Source organism: Clostridium sp. AF22-10, from assembly GCF_003478725.1.
GTDB lineage: Bacteria > Bacillota > Clostridia > Lachnospirales > Lachnospiraceae > Otoolea > Otoolea fessa.
On sequence record NZ_QUFZ01000008.1, the window covers coordinates 16,725 to 42,764 of the forward strand.

29 protein-coding genes, 5 pseudogenes and 1 other annotated feature are annotated in these 26,040 nt (G+C 45.7%); of the genes and pseudogenes, 2 read left to right on the forward strand and 32 right to left on the reverse strand.

The window, feature by feature from the left end:
• Nucleotides 1–21: 21 nt before the first annotated feature.
• From DWX91_RS07365 to DWX91_RS07395, 6 genes are all read right to left on the reverse strand, one after another.
• The gene (locus DWX91_RS07365) at nt 22–1,416 is read right to left on the reverse strand and encodes a CCA tRNA nucleotidyltransferase (RefSeq protein WP_118538594.1); all 1,395 of its coding nucleotides are present in this window, start codon (nt 1,414–1,416) and stop codon (nt 22–24) included.
• A gap of 1 nt (nt 1,417) precedes the next feature.
• Complete coding sequence (proS, locus tag DWX91_RS07370) at nt 1,418–2,851, reverse strand: proline--tRNA ligase (RefSeq protein ID WP_022359111.1); 1,434 nt, start codon at nt 2,849–2,851, stop codon at nt 1,418–1,420.
• Nucleotides 2,852–2,939: 88 nt separating this feature from the next.
• Nucleotides 2,940–3,159: a binding site (T-box leader), on the reverse strand.
• A 235-nt stretch (nt 3,160–3,394) separates the two neighbouring features.
• Complete coding sequence (locus tag DWX91_RS07375; protein ID WP_182435064.1) at nt 3,395–4,423, reverse strand: NUDIX domain-containing protein; 1,029 nt, start codon at nt 4,421–4,423, stop codon at nt 3,395–3,397.
• Nucleotides 4,348–4,875 carry an alpha/beta hydrolase gene (locus tag DWX91_RS17305; RefSeq protein ID WP_243098999.1) on the reverse strand — a complete coding sequence of 176 codons (528 nt, stop codon included), beginning with the start codon at nt 4,873–4,875 and terminating at the stop codon, nt 4,348–4,350. Before DWX91_RS17305 ends, DWX91_RS07375 begins: the two co-directional genes overlap by 76 nt.
• A 258-nt stretch (nt 4,876–5,133) precedes the next feature.
• On the reverse strand, nt 5,134–6,216 hold the full coding sequence (locus tag DWX91_RS07385) for an AI-2E family transporter (protein WP_118472556.1): 1,083 nt from the start codon (nt 6,214–6,216) through the stop codon (nt 5,134–5,136).
• A gap of 357 nt (nt 6,217–6,573) precedes the next feature.
• The gene (locus tag DWX91_RS07395; protein ID WP_118469495.1) at nt 6,574–7,299 is read right to left on the reverse strand and encodes an RluA family pseudouridine synthase; all 726 of its coding nucleotides are present in this window, start codon (nt 7,297–7,299) and stop codon (nt 6,574–6,576) included.
• A 318-nt stretch (nt 7,300–7,617) separates the two neighbouring features.
• Between DWX91_RS07395 and DWX91_RS07400 the strand changes: the two genes are divergently transcribed.
• Nucleotides 7,618–8,325, forward strand: a complete 708-nt coding sequence (locus DWX91_RS07400; protein WP_118469496.1) for a PAQR family membrane homeostasis protein TrhA — start codon at nt 7,618–7,620, stop codon at nt 8,323–8,325.
• Between the two features lie 211 nt (nt 8,326–8,536).
• Here the strand turns inward: DWX91_RS07400 and DWX91_RS07405 are convergent, their stop codons facing one another.
• The 16 genes and pseudogenes from DWX91_RS07405 to DWX91_RS07475 all read right to left on the reverse strand — a co-directional run bounded on the left by DWX91_RS07405 (nt 8,537) and on the right by DWX91_RS07475 (nt 17,725).
• Nucleotides 8,537–9,613, reverse strand: a complete 1,077-nt coding sequence (locus tag DWX91_RS07405; protein WP_243099000.1) for an MATE family efflux transporter — start codon at nt 9,611–9,613, stop codon at nt 8,537–8,539.
• Nucleotides 9,505–9,879 carry an MATE family efflux transporter gene (locus DWX91_RS17310; RefSeq protein WP_243099001.1) on the reverse strand — a complete coding sequence of 125 codons (375 nt, stop codon included), beginning with the start codon at nt 9,877–9,879 and terminating at the stop codon, nt 9,505–9,507. The genes DWX91_RS07405 and DWX91_RS17310 overlap by 109 nt, the downstream gene beginning before the upstream one ends.
• Nucleotides 9,869–10,321 (reverse strand): MarR family winged helix-turn-helix transcriptional regulator, encoded by a 453-nt coding sequence (locus DWX91_RS07410; protein WP_107001883.1) that lies wholly within the window; start codon nt 10,319–10,321, stop codon nt 9,869–9,871. The genes DWX91_RS17310 and DWX91_RS07410 overlap by 11 nt, the downstream gene beginning before the upstream one ends.
• 343 nt (nt 10,322–10,664) lie before the next feature.
• On the reverse strand, nt 10,665–11,117 hold the full coding sequence (locus DWX91_RS07415; RefSeq protein ID WP_118469498.1) for a VOC family protein: 453 nt from the start codon (nt 11,115–11,117) through the stop codon (nt 10,665–10,667).
• A gap of 48 nt (nt 11,118–11,165) precedes the next feature.
• A complete protein-coding gene (locus tag DWX91_RS07420; RefSeq protein WP_118472553.1) occupies nt 11,166–11,723 on the reverse strand; it encodes a cyclase family protein in 558 nt (185 codons plus the stop codon).
• Nucleotides 11,717–12,181 carry a MarR family transcriptional regulator gene (locus DWX91_RS07425; protein WP_118469500.1) on the reverse strand — a complete coding sequence of 155 codons (465 nt, stop codon included), beginning with the start codon at nt 12,179–12,181 and terminating at the stop codon, nt 11,717–11,719. The genes DWX91_RS07420 and DWX91_RS07425 overlap by 7 nt, the downstream gene beginning before the upstream one ends.
• 153 nt (nt 12,182–12,334) lie before the next feature.
• Nucleotides 12,335–12,880 carry a methylated-DNA--[protein]-cysteine S-methyltransferase gene (locus DWX91_RS07430; RefSeq protein WP_118469501.1) on the reverse strand — a complete coding sequence of 182 codons (546 nt, stop codon included), beginning with the start codon at nt 12,878–12,880 and terminating at the stop codon, nt 12,335–12,337.
• Between the two features lie 33 nt (nt 12,881–12,913).
• Nucleotides 12,914–13,144 (reverse strand): nucleotidyltransferase substrate binding protein, encoded by a 231-nt coding sequence (locus DWX91_RS07435; RefSeq protein WP_347475390.1) that lies wholly within the window; start codon nt 13,142–13,144, stop codon nt 12,914–12,916.
• Nucleotides 13,145–13,192: 48 nt separating this feature from the next.
• Nucleotides 13,193–14,101 (reverse strand): radical SAM mobile pair protein B, encoded by a 909-nt coding sequence (locus DWX91_RS07440; RefSeq protein WP_118472552.1) that lies wholly within the window; start codon nt 14,099–14,101, stop codon nt 13,193–13,195.
• A complete protein-coding gene (locus DWX91_RS07445; protein WP_118469502.1) occupies nt 14,089–14,778 on the reverse strand; it encodes a radical SAM mobile pair protein A in 690 nt (229 codons plus the stop codon). Before DWX91_RS07445 ends, DWX91_RS07440 begins: the two co-directional genes overlap by 13 nt.
• Nucleotides 14,775–15,211, reverse strand: a pseudogene (locus tag DWX91_RS07450) (radical SAM mobile pair system MarR family transcriptional regulator). Before DWX91_RS07450 ends, DWX91_RS07445 begins: the two are co-directional and overlap by 4 nt.
• Nucleotides 15,212–15,305: 94 nt before the next feature.
• Nucleotides 15,306–15,548: pseudogene (locus tag DWX91_RS07455) on the reverse strand (GNAT family N-acetyltransferase); the annotation flags it as partial.
• A gap of 62 nt (nt 15,549–15,610) precedes the next feature.
• Nucleotides 15,611–16,104, reverse strand: a pseudogene (locus tag DWX91_RS07460) (HD domain-containing protein).
• Between the two features lie 37 nt (nt 16,105–16,141).
• Nucleotides 16,142–16,899: pseudogene (locus DWX91_RS07465) on the reverse strand (class I SAM-dependent methyltransferase).
• Nucleotides 16,900–16,972: 73 nt separating this feature from the next.
• On the reverse strand, nt 16,973–17,296 hold the full coding sequence (locus DWX91_RS07470) for a hypothetical protein (RefSeq protein WP_004613237.1): 324 nt from the start codon (nt 17,294–17,296) through the stop codon (nt 16,973–16,975).
• 96 nt (nt 17,297–17,392) lie between these two features.
• Nucleotides 17,393–17,725, reverse strand: a complete 333-nt coding sequence (locus tag DWX91_RS07475; RefSeq protein WP_008373705.1) for a winged helix-turn-helix transcriptional regulator — start codon at nt 17,723–17,725, stop codon at nt 17,393–17,395.
• 142 nt (nt 17,726–17,867) lie between these two features.
• On the opposite strand from DWX91_RS07475, the gene DWX91_RS07480 reads away from it, so the two are divergent.
• Nucleotides 17,868–18,221, forward strand: coding sequence for a cupin domain-containing protein (locus tag DWX91_RS07480; RefSeq protein ID WP_004614173.1), 354 nt, complete (start codon nt 17,868–17,870; stop codon nt 18,219–18,221).
• Between the two features lie 112 nt (nt 18,222–18,333).
• Here DWX91_RS07480 and DWX91_RS17315 read toward each other — a convergent pair.
• The 10 genes and pseudogenes from DWX91_RS17315 to DWX91_RS07530 all read right to left on the reverse strand — a co-directional run.
• A pseudogene (locus tag DWX91_RS17315) lies at nt 18,334–18,540 on the reverse strand (VOC family protein); the annotation flags it as partial.
• A gap of 362 nt (nt 18,541–18,902) precedes the next feature.
• Nucleotides 18,903–19,346 carry a GNAT family N-acetyltransferase gene (locus tag DWX91_RS07495; protein WP_118469267.1) on the reverse strand — a complete coding sequence of 148 codons (444 nt, stop codon included), beginning with the start codon at nt 19,344–19,346 and terminating at the stop codon, nt 18,903–18,905.
• A 166-nt stretch (nt 19,347–19,512) separates the two neighbouring features.
• Nucleotides 19,513–20,349: a sialate O-acetylesterase gene (locus tag DWX91_RS07500; protein ID WP_087155189.1), complete on the reverse strand. Its 837-nt coding sequence runs from the start codon at nt 20,347–20,349 to the stop codon at nt 19,513–19,515.
• A gap of 195 nt (nt 20,350–20,544) precedes the next feature.
• Nucleotides 20,545–21,243 carry a DUF5714 domain-containing protein gene (locus DWX91_RS07505; RefSeq protein WP_118472549.1) on the reverse strand — a complete coding sequence of 233 codons (699 nt, stop codon included), beginning with the start codon at nt 21,241–21,243 and terminating at the stop codon, nt 20,545–20,547.
• Between the two features lie 22 nt (nt 21,244–21,265).
• Nucleotides 21,266–22,120 (reverse strand): ATP-dependent sacrificial sulfur transferase LarE, encoded by an 855-nt coding sequence (gene larE / locus DWX91_RS07510; RefSeq protein WP_207663648.1) that lies wholly within the window; start codon nt 22,118–22,120, stop codon nt 21,266–21,268.
• 67 nt (nt 22,121–22,187) lie between these two features.
• Nucleotides 22,188–23,588 (reverse strand): nickel pincer cofactor biosynthesis protein LarC, encoded by a 1,401-nt coding sequence (larC, locus tag DWX91_RS07515; protein WP_118482022.1) that lies wholly within the window; start codon nt 23,586–23,588, stop codon nt 22,188–22,190.
• A 103-nt stretch (nt 23,589–23,691) separates the two neighbouring features.
• Entirely contained in the window at nt 23,692–24,465 is a 774-nt protein-coding gene (gene larB / locus DWX91_RS07520; RefSeq protein ID WP_118469270.1) for a nickel pincer cofactor biosynthesis protein LarB, read from the reverse strand.
• Nucleotides 24,466–24,599: 134 nt separating this feature from the next.
• On the reverse strand, nt 24,600–24,725 hold the full coding sequence (locus DWX91_RS17975) for a hypothetical protein (protein ID WP_412693852.1): 126 nt from the start codon (nt 24,723–24,725) through the stop codon (nt 24,600–24,602).
• Nucleotides 24,689–25,174 carry an ATP-binding cassette domain-containing protein gene (locus DWX91_RS07525; RefSeq protein WP_412693853.1) on the reverse strand — a complete coding sequence of 162 codons (486 nt, stop codon included), beginning with the start codon at nt 25,172–25,174 and terminating at the stop codon, nt 24,689–24,691. The genes DWX91_RS17975 and DWX91_RS07525 overlap by 37 nt, the downstream gene beginning before the upstream one ends.
• Before the next feature lie 54 nt (nt 25,175–25,228).
• Complete coding sequence (locus DWX91_RS07530; protein ID WP_243015259.1) at nt 25,229–25,999, reverse strand: ABC transporter ATP-binding protein; 771 nt, start codon at nt 25,997–25,999, stop codon at nt 25,229–25,231.
• Nucleotides 26,000–26,040 lie beyond the last annotated feature (41 nt).

The following is a 26,040-nucleotide window of genomic DNA, read 5'->3' on the forward strand; positions in this document are numbered from 1 at the left end:
TCTTTTTATTTATTAATCGTCTTATGCTTTACTGGTTTTGGCATTCTGCGATTGTTTCAACACTTCCACCTCAGCCAGAAGCCGCTCTTTCTCATTCCAAGCCGGATTCTCCAGCACCTTTTCAAAGAGAAGATGCAGCGTTTTTCCAAGCGCCGGTCCCGGCTGGATGCCTGCCTGAATCAGGTCTTTTCCGGTTACCGCCAGAGTTTTAAGACGGATACAGTCACCGCGCTCCCGGATCTGCCTTGCAAGTGAGCGAACCATTTCCACCGCATCCATGCGCTCCGGCATCAGAACTTCCTGAAGGAGAAGCAGCCAGTCAAAGACCGTATCTTCCATCGCACTCATCGCGTGGCGGACAGCGCTTTCCTCCGGTTCCATCTGCGTGAATGCAAAACGGCTCAGAATCTTCGCCTTATCGATCGTGTCGTTGTCCATCTTGAGTTCTCTCAGAACCCGGACACAAGTTCCCTCGCCCGCCGGGGCAAGAAAATACGACCAGCGCAAGGCTTTTTCTGCTGGCAGATGTGCCGCAGCAGCAGAAATTTCCCCCGCCATGTCTGTCTCACATTCATGTTTCACGAACATGTGCCCCTGCTGCGCTACCGTTTCCGTTTTGATCGCATCCTTGTCAGCAGCTGGCACATCCTTCGAATATACCTTCTCTTCCAACCTCTGCTTTGCACAGCTTTTCTGCTTTTTCCACGCCGCAAATACCTCCGGAAATGTCTTTGAAATGTACGGTGCCAGTCCTGCCGCCTCCGTTTTCCAGATAAATTCCGGGCGGTCGGACAGGAGTGTTTTTGTCAACTCCACCTGCACCCGTTCCTTGCTCACATGGACAAGGGAGGGCGCCAGCTCACAGAGCGCCTGCCAGGTCTTTTTCTCTATCGAAAATCCCAGCTGGGCCGAAAAGCGGACGGCACGCAGGATCCGGAGCGCATCTTCCGTAAACCGTTCTCCCGCATCTCCGACGCAACGGATCCGGCGCGCTGCCAGATCCTCCGCCCCGCCGAAAATATCGACAATTCCCGTTTCGTGGCTGTATGCCATCGCATTGATCGTGAAATCACGCCGTCTCAAGTCCTCACGCAGTTCGGCAGTAAATACGACTTCCTTCGGGTGGCGTCCATCCTCATATTCACCGTCAATCCGGTAGGTGGTTATTTCATATCCGATATGATCACGCATGACCGTGACCGTACCGTGCTGAAGCCCGGTGTCGATCGTGTGACCGAACACCTGCTTCACCTCCTCCGGGTGCGCCGAGGTCGTGATATCCCAGTCACCGGGAATCCGTCCCAGGATCGCATCGCGGACACAACCGCCGACTGCAAATGCCTCGTAACCATGTTCTCGCAGCTTTCCCAGGATTTCCTCGACCTGGACCGGCATTTCTATCCGTTTTGGAATCATATTAATATGCCTTACCCCAGTAAACCATCTTCGTTGCCGGCTTGCCGCAGCATACGCAGGTGTCAGCCAGATGTTCCTGATTGAACGGAATGCAGCGGGAGGTTACGCCGACTACTTCTTTCAGTTTATCCTCGCACTCCTGATTGCCGCACCACATTGCCTTGATGAAGCCTGGCTTATTTTCTGCGATCTCCTTCATCTCATCCAGTGTTGTCGCTACATAAGTATGGGAATCTCTGTGTGCTTTTGCACGCTCAAACATATCGTGATGAATCGTCTCCAGAAGCTCGCCAACCTTTGCTGCGATCTCATCCAGAGATACCGTAATCTTCTCATGCGTATCACGGCGAACCAGAACTGCCTGATTTTCAGCAATATCTCTCGGTCCGATCTCGACACGTACCGGAATACCGCGCATCTCGGACTCGCTGAACTTCCATCCCGGAGATTTGTCGGAATCATCCACTTTGACACGGAAGTTGGACAGAACCTCTTTTACCTCAAATGCCTTGTCCAGAACACCCTCTTTTGCCTGCTGAATCGGAACGATCATAACCTGGGTCGGAGCTACCTTCGGCGGCAGAACCAGACCATTATTGTCACCATGAACCATGATGATCGCGCCTACCATACGGGTTGTCATACCCCAGGAAGTCTGATGAACGTATTTTAATTTATTATCCTTATCCAGATACTGGATGTTAAATGCCTTTGCAAATCCATCGCCGAAGTTGTGGCTGGTGCCGGACTGCAGTGCCTTGCCATCGTGCATCAGGGACTCGATCGTGTAGGTTGCCTCTGCACCGGCAAATTTCTCCTTGTCGGTCTTGCGTCCGCGGATAACCGGAATTGCCAGGAAGTCCTCGCACAGATCCGCGTATACATTTAACATCATCTCGGTACGCTCCTGTGCTTCCTCAGCGGTTGCATGAGCGGTATGACCTTCCTGCCATAAGAACTCTCTGGAACGCAGGAACGGACGGGTGGTCTTTTCCCAACGTACAACCGAAGCCCACTGGTTGTAGTTTCTCGGCAGATCGCGATAAGAATGTACGTCATGTGCATAAAAATCGCAGAACAGAGTCTCGGAAGTCGGACGTACACACATTCTCTCCTGTAACGGCTCTAAACCGCCCTGTGTCACCCACGCTACTTCCGGTGCGAAACCTTCTACGTGATCTTTCTCTTTTTCCAGAAGACTTTCCGGAATAAACATAGGCAGATATACGTTCTCTACGCCGGTTGCCTTAAAGCGCTTGTCCAGTTCATTGCGGATATTCTCCCAGATCGCATATCCGGCCGGTTTGATAATCATGCAGCCCTTTACACTGGAGTAATCAGAAAGCTCTGCTTTCTTTACGATGTCCGTATACCACTGGGCGAAATCTTCATCCATCGATGTGATGGCTTCTACCATTTTCTTTTCCTTTGCCATGTCATTTCTCCTTGTTAAAAACATTTTATTGTTGTTTTGTATTTCATAGAAATAAAAAAGCCCTCCGATCCCTGCTGATCGCTGCGATCAAAGGGACCGAATGGCTTAACTTCGGCGGTACCACCCTGCTTAACCAGAATTTCGTTCCGATTCTGGCTCACTTAACTTCCGTTAACGCCGGAAATACGTTGCATTTTCATGCACAGCTCCAGGGCCGGTTCAACTTTCAGGGACACAAAAGCCTCTCACCATACGGCTTTCTCTCTGGACGTGTGTCAAAGTTTACTGATTCCTCTCTTCGCCTGTTTTGTTTCTTATTGTTTGATGTTCTAAAATCAAACGCTGGATTTCTTCCACGGCATCCACAAACTCAGCCGCGCAAATCCTGACAGTATTATGATTTTACGCCAATCGGTCGGGTTTGTCAAGGCTGGAACTCGCCCTTGTACAAGTCTTGACGATACCTCGCATTTTTTACTCGGTCGTCACTGACTCGGTTGCGTCCGAACAAAAAATAATGTTTTTATCCCTATCTTACGAATCCTATTTTAATAAAATGTCCTCCCGGTACATCTCCGCCAGTGACCGCAGAATCTTCGCCGTCATCCCCCAGATGATTCCTTCCTCGCGGCGGTAGAAGTAGACATCGTAATGTCCGCGCCGCCAGCGGTAATCGCGTCCGCCCGGAACATCTTCAAACGGGAATGTCTCTTCCGGCACGGTCACAAGTTCTGTTTCATATCGCTCCGGTTCATGTTCCGCGAACCAGCGGAGCGGGACAGAAAAGGTATGATCGACCTCCGCCTCGGAATATGACCAGCGGTAGCCCTGCAGCGCACCTAAAAATGGAGAAATCTCCATCGCTCCGGGTGCTTCCAGCACATCCAACGGCGCGATAACGCGAATCTGGCGGCGACTGATTAAGAGTTCTTCCATCGCCTCACGGATCGCCGCCTGCTTCGGTGTCTCGTCCCGCTCAACGGCACCGCCCGGAAAACAGATTTCGCCCGGCTGAGTTTTTAAGCTTCCCGCGCGCACCTCAAACACCACGTGGTACTCCCCGCCTTTCTGAATCAAAGGTACCAGCACCGCCGCCCGACGGATCTTCTCCTTCTCCAGCCTTCCGGCTCTCCGGCTGCCCCAGACTCGGCTCATCTGCGCCAGCTCGCCGCCCTGTGTCTGTTCCAGGAATGATGCAACACATTGGTTAAATGCGTCCGGGTTCTCTGCTGCAATAAAATGGGTGCCCTCTAAAAGCCGAATCCTTGCGTTTGGCAGAGAACGTGCGATTTGGCGCGTGTGGCATTCGCGGATCATGTCGTCGCTCCCTGCTACCACAAGGACGGGCATTTTCAGGCGGTGGAGAAGTTCAGGGCGGATCCAGGGTTCATACAACATTAAGGATAGAAGCTCTTTTTTGTGTATATTTGCCTTCCGATCATTTTCCTTATTTTCAGGAATTTTTTCTTTCTGACAGCTTCTTCTCTGTTGTTTATTCAGTCCTTCCTGTCCATTCTGTTTTTCGTTTTCTTTTGAAAATTGCTTTTCTGTCCGCATTTTTCCTGCTGCCATCTGCATTTTTCCCCGTATCTGCCGATGCCGCTTTTCTGCAGCCAGAGCTTCCCCACAACTCCCACATACTCCCGCGCCACATCCGCCAGCACGGACGGCTTCATGCCAAACGGGTTTAAGTTCGCTCCATTTAAAATCAGCCGATCGACATATCCCGGATATTTCAGTGCAAAAATCAGCGCAATATTGCCGCCGTCGCTGAACCCCAGCAAAATGATCCGCCTAAGTCCCCGGCGGTCAAGAAATCCTTTCAAATCATCAGCAAACCGTTCCAAGGTAAATGTCCCACAACCACGCGGAGATCTGCCATGTCCACGGGTGTCCACCGCAATCACGAGATATTTTGATTCAAAAAAGGATATCTGGTTCACAAAGTAGGAGCTGTCCTCTCCATTTCCGTGAAGCAGCACCATCGGCTGTCCGGAGCCTGACTCTTTTGTATATAAATTCACGTTTGTTCCTCCATATTAAATGATATGCATATTTATTTCAGCTTAACATCCAGCTATCTTCCAGCAACTCTTTCTCTGCTGTTTTCCAGAACTTTTATGCGTTTTTAATTCCTTATCTATTATATATGATCCTTTTGTCTCGCGGCAATTCTAAAAAATCCTTTCATCTCCTTAAATTTCCACATTCAAAAGCAATTTCAGATCGCCCATCCACCAATACTCCACTTTTTTCCTCTTTTTTCCTCTAAAAGCGCCTACTTAATGAGCATCCGCTCCTTCGTCCGCTTCCCCATACTCCTCCACAAAATCCTTAATAATCAACAGCCCAATCGGACCCAGCAGAAATCCAAACAGACTAAACAGCTGCAAGCCCACATAGATCGCCGCCAGCGTTTCAAGCGGCGACAGCCCCATTTTCTTCCCCATCAGGTGCGCCTCCGTGAACTCACGCAAAAAATAACAGAGCAGATACAGCCCGAAGAGAATCAGCGCGTGTCCCCACTCCCGCTTAAACAGGAGAAAAAGACTCCACGGCACCAGCGCCGTCCCTGCGCCGAAGATCGGCAGGGCATCCAGAACCCCGATTCCGATTCCACCCAGAATATAATATGGATTTCCAATCAGCAAAAGCCCCGCCATCGAAAATGCCGAAGTCATCAGGAAAATGACCGACTGGGTTTTCAGCCATGCGCTTCCTGTCACCGCAAGGCGCCTGCCGAGCAGGAAAAATTCGCGGTGAAACATCGAATCAAACCGCCTCCGGCGCAGTTCGTCCATCTCCTGTAAACTCAAAATCGAGGCAATGAAAAATAAAACAACCACAATAACCGCGCGCACAATCCCCGCCGCAGCAGGAACTGATTTCTGAAGGAGCTGCGGCAGCAGGATCTCCTTGACCTGTCCACCGCCCTGCAAGCCTGTTCCGCGAAAGAGCTGCCCGATTTTACCGGCAGGCAGATGAAGGACTCGCTCGATCGACTGTTCAAATTGCTGTCCGAGCAGTGACAATTCCTCCATCCGTCCTGGAAGCTCTTCTAAAAAGTGTTCCAGCTCCTCCGTGAAACGCCGTCCCCCTGCTGCCAGCAGACCGACCAGAAAAATGCTCAGCAAAATCAGCTCCACGCCCCCGATCATACCGATGGGAACGCCGATCATGCGCCCGCGGAAGGAGATTCGCAGCCGTTTTTCGAGAAATGCTGCCGATGGCTGGAGAAGCAGCGCCATCAGATACGCTGCCAGAAATGGGAATATAAGCGGCAGCAGGTAACGGAAACTCAAATACACGCCCGCCGTGACTGCTGCTGTGAGAAATGCTTTTTTCTGTTTTCTGCTGAGTGCCATCTGTCTGCTCCACCTTCCCGATTTTTTCTTTATGCCATACACCGTTATGGTTCTATGATTTCTACAGCCATCCATTCAAACAAACGTCTTTTCCTTAAACCTACACGCCCTTTTTTCCGGATGTATGACAACGAAAAACCACAGGAAACCGGTGTCAGCTCCCGCTTCTCCCGGCTCCTGCGGTCTCTTTTGTAAGCCCTCTTTAGTCGCTCCGGGGCTTACCCATGGACTTTGCCCATTTATGATTCGTACTTCCTTTGTACACACTCTAGTATGGGCAGGCTGGATAAAAATATACACATCTTACCTTCTATTCACCCTTGATCTTTTATTTTCTTGACTTATAGAAAAGTTCGCTCACAGAACAAATTGCGGTTTGGTGGAAAACTCCATTCTTTTTCCCGTCACCGGGTGAAGGAACGATAAACGGACCGCGCACAGCGCCAGCGGTTCCCGACGGGCACGTCCCACGGAAGCAGCCGCTGGTGCGCCATACTTGGTATCTCCCATGAGCGGTGTCCCATGCGCGGCAAACTGTACGCGTATCTGATGGTGGCGTCCTGTGTGAAGATGGATTTCCACCAGTGAACGCACGGTACCGTCTTCCTGTTCTTTTTTTTCTAATATCTGATATTCCAGCTCTGCCCGTTTCGCACCGGCGACCGACTTATCCACAATCCGGCTGGTATTCGTTTTCCCGTCTTTCAACAGATAATCCACGTACTTACCCACATTATCCACAGGTTTTCCACATACGAGCGCCTGATAGATTTTCTCCAGTTTTCCCTCCTGTACCTGACGGCTTAAGTGCGCTGCCGCTTTCAGGTTCTTGGCATATACCATCACACCGCGCACCGGCTTGTCCAGTCGGTGGATAACTCCAACATACGGATCCACCGGGGCTGTGGACGCTTTTGGGGATAATCCTGTGGATAACTTTTTCGTCTCCTGCACCTTCCGGTGGAGATAATTTTTTATCTCGCTGACCATATCCGGCTCCAGGCGTCTCGATGTCTGCGACTCAACTCCAGCTGGTTTGACCACAACTAAAATATCTTTATCTTCGTATAATATATCTAACATAACCGATTTCCTCTCTACTTCATCCATGAATTCCCGAGCATTTTAACTTCTCAAATCATCTATGATCCATTTTATCTTCCACTTGTTAAAAACGCTTCGTTAATTTCTCATATTATAACATATCCCATTCCCCTCTTGCATATTTTTCGAAAAAGATGTATAGTATATAAAAACGTTCTATGTGGTTTTAAATACTACATATTGCATTTATAATTACTCTGTAACTGTTCAGTACCTTCACAGTCACGCGCAGTACATGTGCAGACCTACTGAACCGTTACATTACTCTCTCAATATTACAGCAAAGGAGGTTATCCTATGATTTCCAATCAAACACATACATCTGACACAACAAAACTCGCTGAGACAAAGCATCATAAATTCCACGTAAAGGATCCCGGAAGCGCGCTGACGCATTTTATCGCGATGATCGGCGCGGTGATCGCGGCAGTTCCGCTGCTTCACAAAGCGGCTGGAGAAGCAGATTCGCGCCATCTTGCGGCGTTGGCTGTGTTTATCGTCAGCATGATTCTGCTCTATGCCGCCAGCACGACCTACCACACCTTTAATATTTCCGAGCACGTTAATAAAATCCTGCGTAAGATCGACCACATGATGATTTTCATCCTGATTGCCGGAACTTACACACCGGTTTGCCTGATCGTCCTTGGAAATAACGCCGGTTACCGGCTTCTGGCGCTCGTCTGGGGTATCGCGATTGCCGGGATTCTCGTCAACGCGCTCTGGATCAACTGCCCGAAGTGGTTCTCCTCGCTAGTTTACATCGCGATGGGCTGGATCTGCGTGCTGGCGTTCCGTCAGATCGTACTGGCACTTCCGAAAAGCGCATTTCTCTGGCTGCTGACCGGCGGACTCATCTATACGGCTGGAGGCATTATCTACGCATTAAAACTGCCGATTTTCAATGCAACGCATAAAAATTTCGGTTCGCATGAGATTTTCCATCTGTTTGTCATGGGCGGAAGCCTGTGCCATTATGTGATGATGTACGCATTTGTAGCATAAGGGTGAAATACCCATTTCGTCTGACAGGCATTATGCCTCATACGTACACGAAATGCATACATTCAATTTTTTATGTCACATTCATTCTCCTTTCGAAAAAGGAACCGTCCTGATGCCAGTTGATAGACTGACCCAGGCGGTTCCTTTTCAATTCATTAAAAGCGTTTAAAAATTTTCTACGAAACTATTTTCTATGTTTTTACGTGCTTTCTCATGCTGCTCCTTTATCAAAGTCTCTTTTGATTTCCTTGTAATAAAGCACGATTCCCGTGACACCGACCAGCACTTCCGAGATCGGAAATGCAAACCAGGTAAAGCGCAGGTCAATCAGCGACAGCAGCCAGAAAATCGGAATCAGGCAGCAGATCTGGCGCATCACGGACAAAAAGAGGCTGATCTTTCCATTTCCGATCGCCTGGAAGAAGACCGGGGTCATCAGTGAAAATACCGCCGGAATAAAACTTGCCCCGATGATAGGGAATGCATTTTTTCCGATCGCGATGACCTCACTGCTCTTTGAAAAAACCTGGAGCAGCTGCACCGGAAAGAAAACGAAGCAGATCACACCGACCAGCATAAACACACAGGAAAATCCATAGCTGTCCCGCATAATTTCCCGGCATCTCGCATAGCTCTTGGTTGCATAGTTAAAGCTGAGCACCGGAACGATACACGTCTGCAAGCCCATCAGCGGGATAAAGAAAAACGTCTGCATTTTATAATAAAGCCCCAGCACCGTCACTGCCGAATCTGAAAATCCGGCAAGGATCGCATTTAAGATCACGATATAAACTGTAAATAATGCCTGCATAATAATCGACGCGTAGCCAAACCAGTAGATCTGCTTGATATAGAGCGGCATTTTTGTGCGCTCTGGCAATCTGCCAACCCCGCCAAACGATGTGATGACCGCAGCTGCCACCTGTCCGCAGACAGTCGCATAGGCAGCACCCGCGACTCCCAGCTCCGGCACCGGACCGAGTCCGAAAATCAGGATCGGGTCAAGCACGATATTCGTCAGCGCCCCCACGGTCTGGGCGACCATCGGACGGTGCATATTGCCCCGCGACTGATGGACCTTCGTCCAGTTTCCTTCCAGAAATGCCCCGATGCTGCCGATACAGACGATCTGTCCGTAGATAACAGCACTCTCGATCGCTTCCGGGGTATTCGCACTTGTCAGGACATACGGACGCATACAGAAGATCGAGAAAATGGCAAATATAAGCCAGGTTCCAAGCGCCAGAAGCGTGCCTGTTCCCGCTGTTTCTTCCGCCTGTCCCGGCATTTTCTGTGCATACAGCGCGCCATGTAGGTATTCACGCCCACGCCGGTTCCCACCGCCAGCGCAATGATGATGAGCTGCAACGGATAAATGACCGAAAGCGCCGTCAGCGCCGATTCGGAATATTTTCCCACAAAAAAACTGTCCACAATGTTATACATCGCCTGAATCAGCTGCGCCAGCATAACCGGAGGTGCGATTTGCAGCAATATCTTCGGAATTTTCTCCGTCCGGAAAAATTCTGTATCCGTTCCCGCCTTACTCTTCATCGTCCGTCTCCTCCAGTGCCTCTTCCAGAATCTGGTCATACTCCATAAACAGTTCCGTCATTCTGCGGATCTTGTCCTCTCCCAGACGTTTCGCCGCCCGTTCTTCCATCCGGCTTAACGAATATAATAATTTTTCCGAATACCGTTCGCCCTCCGGCGTCAAAACAAGCGCCTTTTCCTTCCCGGTGCTCTTTTCCAGATCCGCTACAAGAATCCCGTCCTTTTTCATCTCTGAAATCACATGGTTCACCGTCTGCCGCGGAAGCAGATACGAATCACAGATCTGCTTTTGCGTACAGAATCCGAATTCGCGGATGGTGTAAAGCACCAGCATCCGGTTATAGCTCACATTGTTATTCTTTGCCCACATCGAGTATACACCACGGCAGCGGATGATCGCCTGGTTGACCTGATCGTAAAGTTTTTGTATTTTATATTCCATAACCTTCCCCATTCAATCCCATTTGGGACTGAAAGAAGTATACGACAGGATTTTGAAATTGTCAATCTTTATATATTCTTCATTCTTGATATGCAGAGATGACGTAACTGTTCACAGGTAGGCATTTTCTGAACTGAAAATTCCGTATGACACAGTTCTGATTCTCATAAAAAAGACTATATTGTAAAACGAAAAAACACCGCCGGAAAAGCTATATAGAATAAGCCTTCCTGCGGTGTTTTTCCAAATATCACTGTCAAAGACGGGATTATATTTAATATTACCCAAAAGTACAAGATCCGTCTGATTTTTCTGTTATATAAACTGGAAGTTGTTTATTATTTTACAAAGGTTGCATCATCTCAAGAATGATTCCATCCGGGTCTCTGAAATAAAACGCTCTGCTTTCCCCAAACCCATCTGCCCTGAAATCGAAATACTGCGGTTCAGACAAGCACTCCACATGATTTTCAATAAGGGTTTTGTAGACAGAATCAATGTCATCCGTGTAAAAGCATACTTCTGAGATAGATGTCGTAAACAAGTCTGATTGTTCCTTATGGATTTTGCTGTCTACAAACTGAATCAATTCAATCGGTGGTGCTTCAAGAGCCTTCGAACCATTCAAATATGCAACCCTTGCTTTACAATTTTCCTTGCGAAACATTTTATCTGTCTCTTCGCCCTCCATAAAGATTTCGCCCTGAAATTCAAGCCCAAGAATGTCTCTGTAGAAAGCAATGGAGCGATCTATATCAGAAACGGTTAATCCTACGTGATAAATTCTTCCAACCATATTTTTTCCTCTCCAATAATTTCTATATTTCATCAAACCGGAAGTTGTCTAAACCTCTGCAACAACCCTACAAGGCAATCCGGTCATGTCAGCATAGTTCATAGGATAGGTATTGATAAGGCAAGTCCCTCCTGATTCAATAACTTTTTGCAGATTACACAGGTTTTCAATGATAAAAACGCCTTGATCCGCACAATACTGATCCTTTGGTGTATGTTCTTTTCCACGTCGTACACCTGCACAATCTACTCCAATGATAGATACTCCTTTGTCAAGCAGAGCATCTATCAATTTGTCTGAAAGCTGTGGGTGCCCTGTAAAATATTCTTTTCCACCATAGCCTTCTTTTTCAATAAATCCGGTATAAAATGCCACGAACATATTCTGTTCTACTTTACTAATAACGATATCATCAATATCTATATCCCTGTCACCAACATCAGAAACATCAAAGACTATCGCCCTTCTCTTTGTATATTCTAAAGGGAACTCTTTGTTCATAACATCAAAATGTGTTCCAAGATGACCTACCAGTGCTTTCTTTTCATTTCCCTGTGCATCCGTTACCATTTTGGGTGTGATTTTTAAAGTAATATCAATTAACATTCGTTATGTCCTCCTATTTCTGCTATTTTATCTTCCAGATAATTATTAAAATCCATCATAAACTGCTGTATTTCATCCAGTTCTTTTTTGCTGTACTTTTGTAAAAATGCGTTATCACGTTCCAGCCACAGATTATGCCTTTTCTCATGTTCTTCGTATAGCTGCTGTCCTTTATCAGTCAGTTTAAAGAAAATCTTCTGATTATTTCCTTCTGCCATATAAGACTCAATCATTCCATTCTGCATAAGTCTTCTTGTGATCTTGCTGATTGCTCCTCTGGTCATATGCATAGCCTGTGAAATTCCTGTGACATTTGGAAACTCCATATCTCCTATTGCAGCAATCGTATGTATTTCTGAATAATTATAGCCATGAAGCTCTTCTGATTCCGTCAGTTTCGATAGGACTTCCTGCTTTTCCATGTACTTTGCAAACAAACCTAATAATTCTGAATTCATTTTATTCTCCTTTCTTGTTTCTCTGGAAACAAATGTATTATACCGCTCACTTGTTTCCATATCAACAAGTCAATAAGAATATATAGGCAAAAAGCTGCTGCCAACTTATAAAATGGCAACAGCTTTAAAAATTCCAATTTTTCCACTTAATAACTAAAGCGCCGTTCCTTTCTTCGGCACAAAGAAACGACTCATATCGGTATGTTCCAGCATAAGCAGCGCCACCTTCTTCTCAATTCCGCCCGCATACCCAATCAGGCTTCCACTCGTTCCCACCACACGGTGGCATGGGATGATAATGGAAATCTCGTTATGCCCCACTGCACCGCCTACCGCCTGCGCGGACATATGGGACGCATTCTGCATCTTCGCCAGCTTTTTTGCAATCTCCCCATAGGTAGTCGTCTGTCCATACGGAATTTGCAATAAAATCTGCCACACCGCCTGTCGAAATGCGGAGCCAGTCGGATGCAGCGGCGGAATAAAGTCCGGTTCTTTGCCAGAAAAATAAATATCCAGCCATCTCTTTGCCTCGGTTAAAATCAGGGATTCCTGTGAAATAGCTCCGTCTGGAAGTGTATTTGCAAAATACTTCTGCCCCTCAAACCACAGACCCGTGAGTCCGATCGCGTCTGCCGCCAGCAGAATATCGCCTAACTTTGATTTATATGTACATGTATATACTGTTTTATCCTTCACCGTGGACTCCTCCCAGGGTTATCGACTGTTTTTTTACATCCAATCGCTTTCTGCTTCCTCCAGCTTCTTCACAAGTGTATCTTTAAGAACCGTAAAAGCCAGAATAAAGCTATCGCGTATCAGCAGAATCAACTCGTCTATTTCATCCTCATTATATATATGAACAGAGGTATTGCGTTTTTTTAACATGAGTAACCATATCTCAGCATCATTGATAAATCCGATCTTATAACCAAGCTGGAAGTTCTCAATCTGTGAAAATATTTAATCTAATCGCTTTCACTCTGTAAGCACTCCTTTTCAAATTTCTGCTTAACGATTTCTTTTTCCTGTATTTTCTGTCCCTCGGATTTCCTCATGATAGAAATAATCTACGATCACCGGATGTCCCTGCGGGACTCTTCCATAAGGCATTTCATTATCCACAAAGGCACAATCATACTTCTTAGCCATTTTCTCAGCTTTTACTTCAAGTGCTTCAAAGTAGCTGCGGTTATGCTTGTTATAGATCTCGTCGTAAAGTGGTACAAGATCAGGATATTTTCCGGCGATATAATCCATAATTGTCTTTTTGAAACCGCCTCGAAGATTGAGATTTTCGAGCCAGAACAGATCGCACTGATCCTTTACCCGCTCAAAGATTGCTTCAAAATCCGTGATACCGGGGAATACCGGGGATACGAAACAGACTGTACGGATACCGGCTTCATATACCTGCTTCATAGCAGAGATACGGCGCTCAATGCTCGAAGCAGAGTCCATATCGTTCTTGAAATTTTCATCTAGTGTGTTGATCGACCATGAAACGGTTACACGTCCAAGCTTCTTCAGCAGATCAATATCCCGTACCACAAGATCCGACTTTGTGCAGATCAGAATATCTGCGTCACTGCCGATTAACTGCTCCAGAAGTTTTCTGGTATTCCCGAATTGCTCCTCCTGTGGATTGTAGCCATCCGTCACAGAACCGATGACCACACGCTGCCCGGCATATTTCTTCGGATTTTTAATTTCCGGCCAATGCTTCACATCAAGGAAAGTGCCCCATTCCTCCTTGTGCCCGGTAAAGCGCTTCATAAAAGAAGCATAGCAATACTTGCAGGCATGTGTACAGCCCACATAGGGATTGACCGAGTAACCGCCTACCGGCAGACTAGACTTAGTCATGATGTTCTTTGTTTCCACCTCACGAATGAGGATTCCATTTATTACTTCTTCCATGATTTCTGTACCTCTAACACTTTATTAAATTCTTCCGGCATTTCCTGAATCATATTTTCATTCCCTATGATAGGGACAAGGTCTTCCTTCATAAACACCGGAATGCCGAGCTTATGTGCCTGGTCCGCCAGAGACCATGCCCATTCCGGCTCCGTATGAATCTTCCTGCTCTGAGCCCCGGTCATAGTGCCGACAACGATCCAATTGATTCCGAAAAGGTCAACTGTGCCGGGATCGTCGAATAACGGCTCAAAGGTAACATGGTAATGTTTTGCTCTGACGTTTTTCCGAAGGGCGTCGATACGCCACAGTTCTGCTTTCCTCGTCACCGTAACGCCAAACCATGCGTTTTCCAGATCGGTATCAAAATCCAGCAAATCAGGTCGCTTGGTAAGGAACAGGAACTGATGCTGTGGATTTTCACGGATCTTTGCAAATACCTCGTCTCTCCATTCCGGCTTCCATCCGGAGAGATCGCTCATCCCGGTAAGAAGAAAGTTCTGCGGACGTTTCTTTTCCATCATCTTGAGCTTACTCGGAAAGAATTCAGGGTCAGCGAAGTCATCAATCATATGCCAGCGTTTCACGTTGTTGCGGGCATAGCAATATGTACACCCCACTGTGCAGCCGATGACGATATTCATGTTCTGAATCTGATCTTTGATACAAATACTCATGACTTCTGCCACTCCTCAAGATTCTTTCTGATGCGGTCGAGGCATTCCTCAAACCGGGTAATTTCTTCCTCTGAAAAACCTTTGTAGTAAATACTGCCCATCTCATCAGATACAGAATCGTACTCGCCCTTTAAGGCATGTGCTTTCTCAGTCAGAAACAGGAGTGTTTTCCTTTTGTCCGTTTCAGACTGAACACGGCTTATCAGCCCTTGATTTTCCATTCTTTCCAGCATCGTAGTAAGAGATGTTATCGCTAATCCGCATTTAATCGAGAGTGACCTGATTGAGATACCATCCTCCTGCCACAGCACATAAAGAATACGTCCCTGGCTCCATTAAACGCATCGATATTTTTTTCGCTGAGAATCTTCTCAAAAATCCGGTCACCAAGCTGTTTTATTTTGGTGACAAGAAATCCGCCATTTGTTTTCATGCAAAAGCTCCTATATAGTAGTTTATAAAATCATACTATATAGGAGCTTTATTGTCAAGAGCTTGTATGTTTGAATAGAGGTAAACTGGAATTTCTATTTGTGTTGCCATGTCATTACATAATCTTTTTCTCCGGTAGCCTCATCTAAGCCACTATGCTGAATCTCAAATCCTTCTCTCTTATAAAAAGATATTGCCCGTGCATTCTTTTGGTATACGTTCAAGTACAACTTACTCCTTTTGTCCTTTGCATAATTCAGCAGAATTTTACCTATACCCTGCGATTGCATTTCACCAGAAACAAAAATGCCCTCAACATATTCATCATTTAACCCTAGGGTTAAACTTAACTACTATTTTTTCTTTGCGATATAAAATACATAACTGTAATAATCTACTACTAATCTAAAATAAAGCGATTATAAGCTATCCTTTTTCCTGTGTTTGTTTTAAGTTTTCATCTATACACTTTTTTATCTTTTCCTGTTCTTTTTCTTTATCCATAATCGTTAAATTTTCAAGCAAATCAGCTTCCCATTGTATTTGAAAATCAAGTCCATCAATTTTAGATGGAGTATGATGGTTGCCTATTATAAAGCATATTCTATCAATATTTTTGTTATAGCCTACCTTTTTTAATATTTCTTTCGCTACTTCTGGTCCTTCCTTTTCTTGATAGACACCATCAATAGAACCGTATTTTTTTTGTGCTTCAACCGCACCAATATCATGTAGTATAGCAATAATACTGATGAATTCTTTTTCTTCCTCTCCGATATTTTCTCCTTTCATTATATCTTCTGCATTTTTCAAAACTTTGAGAGTATGCTCTATGCCAAAAGGAATTTCTTTGAATACTTCTTTCATCTCTATAATAATTTTTTCTTTAAACATAAATTACCTCCATTTATACCTTATAGGTGTTTTAGTTCTATCTATCCACTTTTTTGTTCGCCGATACAATCAGCATCATGGGACGGCGCATTTCATCCTGCATCCCCGGAATATCCATCATGTATTCCGGCGGCTGCGGCTCCACAATATGATTTATTATAAAACCATTTGAAAGCAGTGTATTTAGATATGTGGTCAGTGTTCTATGATATTTTGTAACCTTTTCTCCCAAAAAGACAGCTGTCCGTTTGCCCTCATAATAATAATTATCCACCGGAAAATGCAGTATTTCTCCTTTTTCGTTATAATGCCAGTCTTGTGTTCCATAGGCAGTAAAAACAGGATGTTCAACCGTAAAAACTAGCTTACCACCAGACTTCAGTATTCTATATATATTTTTTACTAAAATCTCATAATCTGCTACATAGTGAAACGCAAGTGAACTTAATATTACATCAAAACTCTCCTCTGGGAATTCCACATCTTCTATAGCACAGCATTTATATTCAACCTGTGGAAAATGTGTTTTTTCTTTGGCTACCTCGAGCATTTTATGAGAAATATCAACACCCACAACAGAAGACGCTCCGTGTTCCATCGCATAAATACAGTGCCATCCATAGCCGCATCCTAAATCAAGCACACGCTTATCTTTAAAATCCGGCAGCAGCTTTCTCAATGTTTCCCATTCTCCTGCACCGGCTAGTCCCTGCTGTGAGCGACTCATTTGACTGTATTTTTGAAAAATATATTATCATCATATTTGTTTTCTTTTCCATATTCTACATAATTCAACCTCTTTCACCTCGCTGTAAACTTCCGATTTTTCGTTCTCTGCGACTTCCCAATAAACGGGAATTTGACTTGCCTATTTTCTTAAAATCTCATGTGGAGCTTCTATTTCATTTGCCAAGGTATGCTCTGTTAATTCTGACATCAATTTCAATTTTTTATTAATCAATGGTCGCATACAATTAGGAACATGTTCCTGATGCGCTCTGTGGATTGCTACACATTCCTTACAGTTTCCGTGATAACGACAGGCTTTCAGGCAAGGACAGTGATCTTTGTCTTTATACTCCTTACGAAATTCCGCTGCAAATTCTTCTTGCAGTCTCAGTCCCTCGACACGGTTTCCCTTATGAAATTCTACCATTGCATCCAGTTCTTTCTGGTTCCCTTCAATCTTCATGTTATTATAGCGCCTCCATTTCAACTATTCCTCATTTTCTGATAAATTCCTGTTATACAAACTGGAATTGTTCGATCTTTTCAAATACTAACGTCCCTAATTCTGTTCAATAATTGATTTATAGTAGTTACCAAAGTCAGCAAGTGAATTAACAATTGGAAGCATTTTTGTTCCGAGTTCAGTTAAGCCGTATTCAACTCTCGGTGGCTGCTCATGGTAATCGTGGCGATATGCCAGCCCATCACTCATCATTTGTCTTAAACTATCTGTCAAAACCTTTTGTGAAATACCATCTATACTTCGTTGTAGCTCATTGAATCTCCATGGACGCTCTTTCAAGTTACGCAAAATCAGCAGTTTCCATTTTCCTCCGATAAGAGATACTGCTGTTGCAACTGGGCATTCCGGTAATTCTTCTTTTGCTCGCATAATTCTCACCTCCGAGTCTATTGTAACACATTCATTTTTGAGTGTACAGTTACAAAAAGGTGCGTACTTGTTTTTGTATGTGTCTCACACTATACTAATACCAAGCAACCAGAAACTACAAATTAACTATGGAGGTATTATTATGGCAAATTACACAAAAACAACTATTGGAAAGGAAAACCGAATTGAGCTACATGAAAAGTTGTCTTTAACAGGTGCAGAAATCAGTTTAAACGAACTACCTGCAGGAGCAAATGTCCCATTTGTTCATTCTCATAAAGAAAATGAAGAAATCTATGGAATTCTTTCAGGTAACGGCAAAGCCATAATTGATGGAGAAGAAATTAGCCTTTCAACTGGAGACTGGCTAAAAATCGCACCTGCTGCAAAGCGTCAGTTTTTTGCATCCGATATTTCCGGAATTACTTATATCTGCATTCAGGTAAAAGAAAATTCTCTGGAACATTTTACAGCAGAAGATGCCGTAATCGGCTAATTAAAAGTATTTATTTACAGAAATGCACAGTTCCCGATATGCTAAGAACTGTGCATTCCTTTTTTCTTCAATTTTACGATTTCTCAATTTTTCGAACTTGAAATTGTCGGGTTCAAACTGTAACCTCAATTTGATTCCCTTCAATTGCAACAATACAGCTTTCGTAATAGCCATCTCCTGTTGTCCGGGGACCACTGATTACTTCATAACCAGCAGTTTTCAACTCTACGGTCAAGGCATCAACCTTTTCTTTACTTCCTACACTAAATGCGATATGTGCATATCCCGTGCGAGCAAGTTCTTTAGGTAAATCAGGCATTTTGCAAGATGGTAATTTTTTAGTGTACAAAGGTGGTTTTTAAGCCAATTACCTATCTTGTACGAAAGATGTACAAAGGTGGTTTTTTACTGTACAAAGGTGGTTTTTCTGGATTCCTTTATCTTTTATCTAAGAAACTGTACAAAGGTGGTCTTTTAATAATAAAAGTTATTTTTGGTGATTATTCACATTTCATAGAACTGTATAAAGGTGGTTTTTTGAGCTTTTTCCCAATTTTACAAGAATGTATAAAGGTGGTTTTTAAGAAGTTATCCACATTTTAAAAAAGTGTACAAAGGTGGTTTTTTCATTATCCACTCTCCAATTCCTCAGGCGCAAACATACATTCGAAAAGCTTGAAGTTATATATGTCTTTGCAAATATACCATATCTATTAGTTGTACACCGCCCTCATAAATTGGGTGGTCATAATTGTCAGTAAAGAAATTGGGAATCTTGTGAGAACGAACAAACCCACATTTTTCATAAAATGGTATCGTCAATGGACTGTCACCTGTTCCAACTTGCAAAACAGAATATTCATCTGCATATTTACTGGCAAGAAAATCAATTAGTGCTTTGCCATAGCCCTTTCCCTGATTTTCCGGATCGACTGCGATATTCTTGATTTCAAGTATTTCGTTACCTTCATCGGTGACAACACATTCAGCTTTTACATCATTGTCTTCAAGCACATACATAGTTCCTTTTTCAAGATAGCGATCAACCATGCTCTCCTGTTCATCAGCTAATAACAATAATGATATAAACTGCTTTTTATTCTCATTCACTTCTCGGATTTTCATATATATTACTCCGTCAAATTGGAATTTGCCAGTCAATTACTTATCTTTTTCCAAAGAAGTAAGAATAGCAATCCTCATTACAACAATCGCTTTATTCATACAATTACACTTCTTTGTAAAATTCTAATTCTTTTCTTTATTTTATTTCCATTAGTCAGATTGAAAGTTAGAGATTTTTCATTTTTGTTATGAACTCTTCATAACTACATTTTCCCATTGTCAAATCCATCATGGCTAAATATTTCATTTCATTCTGAGTATATGGAATATTAATACATGACTCTAATAATTTTTCTTCGTTTTTCAAAGGTGTTATCACATTCTTTTTGTTTTTGTAGGCATAGTAATAACGAACCCCAAATTTTCTTTGAGAGACAGCATTTAAATGTATGCCATCTGGATTTGCTGACAACCCCTGGGCAGTTACAAAATATACATGATTATGATCATTGGCATATCGTAATAATTCTTTATTCACCAAGTCATACTCTGTACAATTAAAACCAAAGCCTATCTTTCCTAAATAGTCACCAAGTCCTCCAATAATAAACGGTACATCGTCTAAATTAAGTTCATTTTTTAAAGCCTCAAAAATTGTATGTAATTTTTCATAATACGTTTTGTAGTTACCATTATAGCTATCATTTTCTCCTTGATGCCACAGAATAGCAATCAAATTACTATTTTGCATTGCAAATTTTGCCTGAATAATTGCATTTTTAAATAATATTTTCTCTATAGACCAGTCATCAATGGAACTGCCACCTTCCGCACATGGAATCAAGCCGATTTGTTCTTCTTTGTTTTCCATGCACCACATTGCAGCAAATGAACCCGCAAGACTTACTCCTGATATAGGACGATCGTAGTTAATTGGTTCTGTCATCATTTGCCATTTTCCATTTCTTAACATCTGGATTCTCTCATTACAAATCATCGGTACTTCGTTTATGAATCCACGTCCAGCCATGTTGGACTGTCCAATCATTAATACACTTTTCATTCAACACCTCCACAACTTCCGATTTTTCCACGTAAAAAAGGATGTGCCTTTTTGTGTAATAGGGAATTCCAGGAAATTTCCTATTACACGAGAAATTGCTCTCTCATCACAGTTCACACATTATGCAAACTGCAATCCCATCTCGCACAATCTAATTATATCGCAGCTTTATTATCTCCGTTTATCCATTTATAGTCAAATATTATCATCAAATCGCCAAAATGGACAGCGCTTGCCAATACACTGATTGTTCTGAGCATAATGCGTACAATGGACTTCTGTGCATTCCATTTCGATTCCAAAATGCGTTTTTACAAAATCAACCGCCGCCAGAATCGCCAGATAAGAATCTCTTTTACAACACCTCGGACCGCCGGTGTGCGAAATCGCTTCCAGTGCTTTTGATGTCATCTGATTCGAAAGTCCCCAGGATTCCTCCGTCAGTGGCGTCGCCCCAGACAAGATAGATACAAACATACCTGCGCTGATTCCCGCTCCGCAGGCACCCCAGAATCCGCAGGTTCCTCCTGGAACGGCTTTTCCACGGTTCAGCATTTCCATCACAGATTCCCGCAGATTAATAGCACCTCCCGCATTTTTATATGCAGTAAGCAGCGCCGCTCCCACCATGACATGATGCTCCGGTCCATGCATATGGCAAAACGGTGCATCCATCATCTTCCGGACAATCTCGATCGGATTTCTGGATGTTTCGTCTATACACAGGGAAAGAATGGTGTCCAGTCCCTTCGTATGACAATCATTACAAACATAATGCCCGTTCTGGCATCTGGTCTTGCTCAATTCTTTTTTATGACATAATTCGCACTCCATCCATTCATCCTGTTCCAGATAAATAAGAGGTGCTTTACAGACAATACATTCTTCTTGCATGGGATTTCCATCTCCTTCACATTCATTTCCCGGCCAGCGCGTTGAGTTTCTGCACTATATCCATACTTCCCGACCGGAAACCTTCCAGATCGAGTGTAATGTACAGAAAACCCATTTCTTTTAATGTCCTGCAGATCGTCTCCCGCTCGGCAATCGCTTTTTCAAATTTATCCGCATTCACCTCGATCCGGACAATATCGCCATGCAGGCGCAGGCGCACATTTCCGCCAAACACGCTTCGAAGATAATCTTCGCCTTTCTCAATCCGCTTCAAAACTTCCATGTCAAAGGAAGTTCCATATGGAAGGCGGGTCGCCATACATGGCATGGACGGACGGGATGCAACGGAAATTCCTAAGTCAGCTGCAAATGCCTTGACATCCTTTTTCTCCAGTCCGCACTGTGCAAGTGGACTGACGACACCCAGCTCACGGAGTGCCTGGATACCTGGGCGGTACACATGCAGGTCGCTCTCATTGGTTCCGTCCATCACGCACGGAATCCCCTCTTCTTTTGCAAAATCCAGAAGTGTCGCGAACAGGTGGTGTTTGCAGATATAACAGCGGTTGACCGGATTCGTCCGGATGGCTTCCAGCTCCATCTCATTGACCTGGATAATTTTATGGATCGCGCCCAGCTCCTTTGCCACCCGCTCCGCGATCTCCAGATCACAGGCTGGGTGCAGCATGGTGTGAAATGTCACGGCATAAACCGGCATTCCCGTCTTCTTCGCCGTATCACACGCCAGCTTGAGAATCAGGCTGCTGTCCACACCGCCCGAAAAGGCGACACAGACCGGTGCTTTCGCTTTTTCTGCCATGAACTGTTTTAAAGCTTCTCTTTTTTCTGTCTCTGATATCATTGGTTTATTTTCCATGGTTCTTGATTCTCCTCTTAATTATCTAACGAGAATGCACTGTGCCGTTTTTCAATCTCAAAAGTGCCTACTGTAAACTAATACTTCCGTCTTCCATTACTCCGTGGAATACTTCCATGAAGCGCTTCCCTGTCTCCCGGCAGATCGCGCGCACGCTCTCATACTCCGGATAGCACGTATCCACGCCGCCGCGCTTGCAGATTTTTACCTTTGCTGCCCCGTAACGGGTCTGGATCTCCTTTACTTCCCGTGGCAGTATCGTCCTCTCTACTGGATAACGGCGCACACCAATCGTGGTCGTACAGGAGAATACAAGCTGTTCTAATTCTTCTCGTTTTTCTGCCGTTGTCAGTACATGAAGCACATACGCCGGACGGTTTTTCTTCATATATGCCGGTGTGTACCACACATCTCTGGCGCCCGCTTCCAGAAGCACCTCCATCGCATATCCCAGCGCCTCGCCGGTGCAGTCGTCCAGGTTTGCCTCCATGACCCACATGGAGCTCTCGTCGTGACCGTCTTTTCCGGTTTCTACTTCCACCGTTTTATCCGTCAGAAGCATCGCCCGCAGGATATTCGCGTGCGCGAAATCCTTATTTCCGGCGCCGATACCGATCTTTTCGATCTGGTACTTCTTCGGAAGCGCCGCTTCTGTCCGGAATGCCGCCGCGATCGCCGCGCCGGTCGGCGTTACCATCTCTCCTTCGACATCCCGAAGCGTCAGTTCCAAGCTCTGTGCTGCTGCGATATTTGCCGTCGCCGGAACCGGAACCGGCATTAAACCGTGCTGGCAGCGTGCGAATCCATGACCTTCGGAAAGCGGCGATATCACCACGCGGTGGATTCCCAGATCCTCCAGGCAGAATGCCGCACTGATAACATCCACAATCGAGTCAATTGCACCAACTTCATGGAAATGAACCTCGCTGACCGGGATTCCGTGTGCTTTCGACTCTGCCCCCGCTACAATCTCGAACATCCGGCGCGCCAGGTTTTTAACGCGGTCAGATGCATCCAGACGATCGATGATCTCGAAAATGTCATGGATGTTGCGGTGGATGTGAGGATGCATATGATCGTGGGTGTGAGCGTGATCATGGCTGTGCTCATGGTCGTGAGTGTGTTCATGATCGTGATGATGCTCATGGTCGTGCTCATCATGGCTATGTTCGTGCTCATGACCATGTTCGTGGTCGTGATGATGCTCGTGGTCGTGATGATGCTCGTGGTCGTGATGATGCTCGTGGTCGTGATGATGCTCTTCTTCCTCTAAATGTACATCGAAATCATACGCATCGATTCCACATTTCTTCGTCCGCCCAAAATGCAGATGATACCCGGATACGCCCAGACTGTCCAGTGCCTGTACCAGTTTTTCCCGGCTTGCTCCAAGATCCAACAGTGCGCCAACCGTCATATCTCCACTGATTCCAGACGCACAATCCAGATATAAGATTTTCTCATCCATTTTTTACTTCTCCTTCCAGTCTTCTCTCTTTTGATACATTCCCGCTTTTCCGCTCTCATGCATCTATTGTCCTGTTTATTTCCACAATAACACAAACTTTCTATCACTCTGCCGTCTTCTTCGGCTCCCGCACCGCCAGGCGGTTGATCTGCGCCGCCAGATATGCTGCGCCGTAGCCGTTATCTATATTTACAACCGAAATGCCGTTCGCACAGGAATTAATCATCGTGATCAATGCCGACAGTCCATGAAAACTTGCACCATAGCCGACCGAGGTCGGAACCGCAATGACCGGATTTTCCACCAGCCCGGCGACAACTGTGCCAAGCGCGCCTTCCATTCCCGCCACCGCAATCACGCAGTTTGCCCGCGCAATCGCCTCGCGTTTGGATAAAAGGCGATGGATGCCCGCCACCCCTATATCATAGTAGCGCTCCACGCGGCAGCCGAAAAATTCTACCGTTTTGGCAGCTTCCTCCGCAACCGGGATATCCGCGGTTCCGCCTGTGCAGACTGCCACCAGCCCTTCCAGCTTCCACGGTGTCTCCGATGATTTTCTCGCCTGCAAAATTTTTGAAACCGGATCGTATTCTATCTCCGGGATGCGCGCCCGCACTAGATTCCACTGCTCTGGCGTCGCCCGCGTTCCGAGTACTTCCCCATTTTCCCGGTACAGCGTCTCGAAAATATCCGCCAGATAGGCATCCGGCTTTCCTTGGCAGAACACCGTCTCTGGGAATCCCGAACGCAATTTCCGGTGCAGATCCAGCTTCGCATACCCTAAATCTTCGTAAGGAAGATTCTTGAACGCATTCTCCGCTTCCTCAATACTCGTATCCCCCCGTTTTACCTCTTCCAACAGCTTCCGAACATCCATTTTTCCTCCTCCTTACCAAATCCCGAATTATTAATCTCTTACTATCGCCCATCTTCTTGTCCTTTGGACAAGAAGCATCCCTCGCTCTTATGAGCTCGGTCAATCCCGATTTTCTCTGTCAATATGTGAACTGGCTAAACTGCTGCCATCTTTTCCTGCAATGCCTTTAAATCAATCCGCCGCGTGCAAATCCGCTTCAAAAGAGATTCCGAATGGCTCACAATCACCATTCCCAGCTCCCGCTCCTTTGCCTCCTGCAAAAGCGCCTGCCAGATCTGGCTCTGGTCACTGCGTCAAACATCGCGGTAATCTCATCCGCCAGCAAATACCTCGGATTTGCCGCCAGCGCTCTGGCAATACAAAACCGCTGCAGTTCGCCTCCGGAAAGCTCCGATGGGAACCGATCCAGCCATTCTTCCCGGATGCCAAGCCGTCCCCGGCTCTCCTCATCCACCTGACCGCCTTCACTGAGAACCTGGCGCATCCGCCAGCGCGGGTTGACCGCCTGCTCCGGGTGCTGCCAGATTAACTGCACCGGCATACAGCCCCGGATATTCTCAATCGGTATGCCGTCAATCTCTACCATTCCCGCCTCCGGTCTCTCATATCCCGCCAGCAGGCGACACAGCGTCGTTTTTCCATATCCGCTCGGCGCCACCAGCCCCACGCGCTCTCCCGGCTCAATTTTCAGGGAAATACGCGTCAGCACGTGGCGCCCGTCCTTTTCATATGAAAAGATAGGTTTTCTGCCTTTAGTGACATCTCATTCTCCTCCAAAAAATTCATGTTCCGGCAGCGCCCGGTAGAGCGCCTGCGTGTATGGCTCTTTCAGATTCCGTCCCTCCCGGAAGTTCTCCGGCTTTACTTCCTCCAGAATCGTCCCGTCATAAAACACCAGAATCCGGTCCGCCATCTCAATCGCCAGTTCCAGATCATGAGTAATCAAAAGCACCGCTGCCCCGTCCTGTGCCATCTCTTTTAAATGACGGATCACATGGCGCGCGGTCATCGCCTCCAGCCCCGGTGTCGGTTCATCCGCCACAATCAGCCTCGGCTCCTGCATCAGTGTCGCTGCCATCAGGACGCGCCGCGCCATGCCGCCCGACAGCTCAAATGGATAACATTTTTCCACTGATTCATCCAGCCCGTACCGCTTCAAAAGCTGGCGGCATTTTGCCCGCGTCGCTTCATCTTTTCTGCCGCCGCAGATCTGATCCCCGACCCGCATCAACGGATCGAGGTAGGAAACCCCCTGCGGAATCAGGGAAATCCCATTGCCCCGCAGCCCGGCAAGCCGCGTCTCATCCAGAACCTCTCCCTGATAGGAAATTTTTCCTTCCATCCGGCAGTTGTACGGCAAGATCCCCAGAATCGCGTGCGCCAGCAGGCTTTTTCCCGAACCACTCGCCCCGACCACCGCCGTCAGCTCCCCACTGAAAAGTTTGCAGGAAAGGTCGCGGAGCGGATGGAGTTCGCGCCGTCTAAGCCCACGCGCGTACTGCGTAAAATATAAGTTTAGATTTTGAATTTTCAATATCGGCTTTTCCATGGATCACGATTTTCACGCAATCTCCG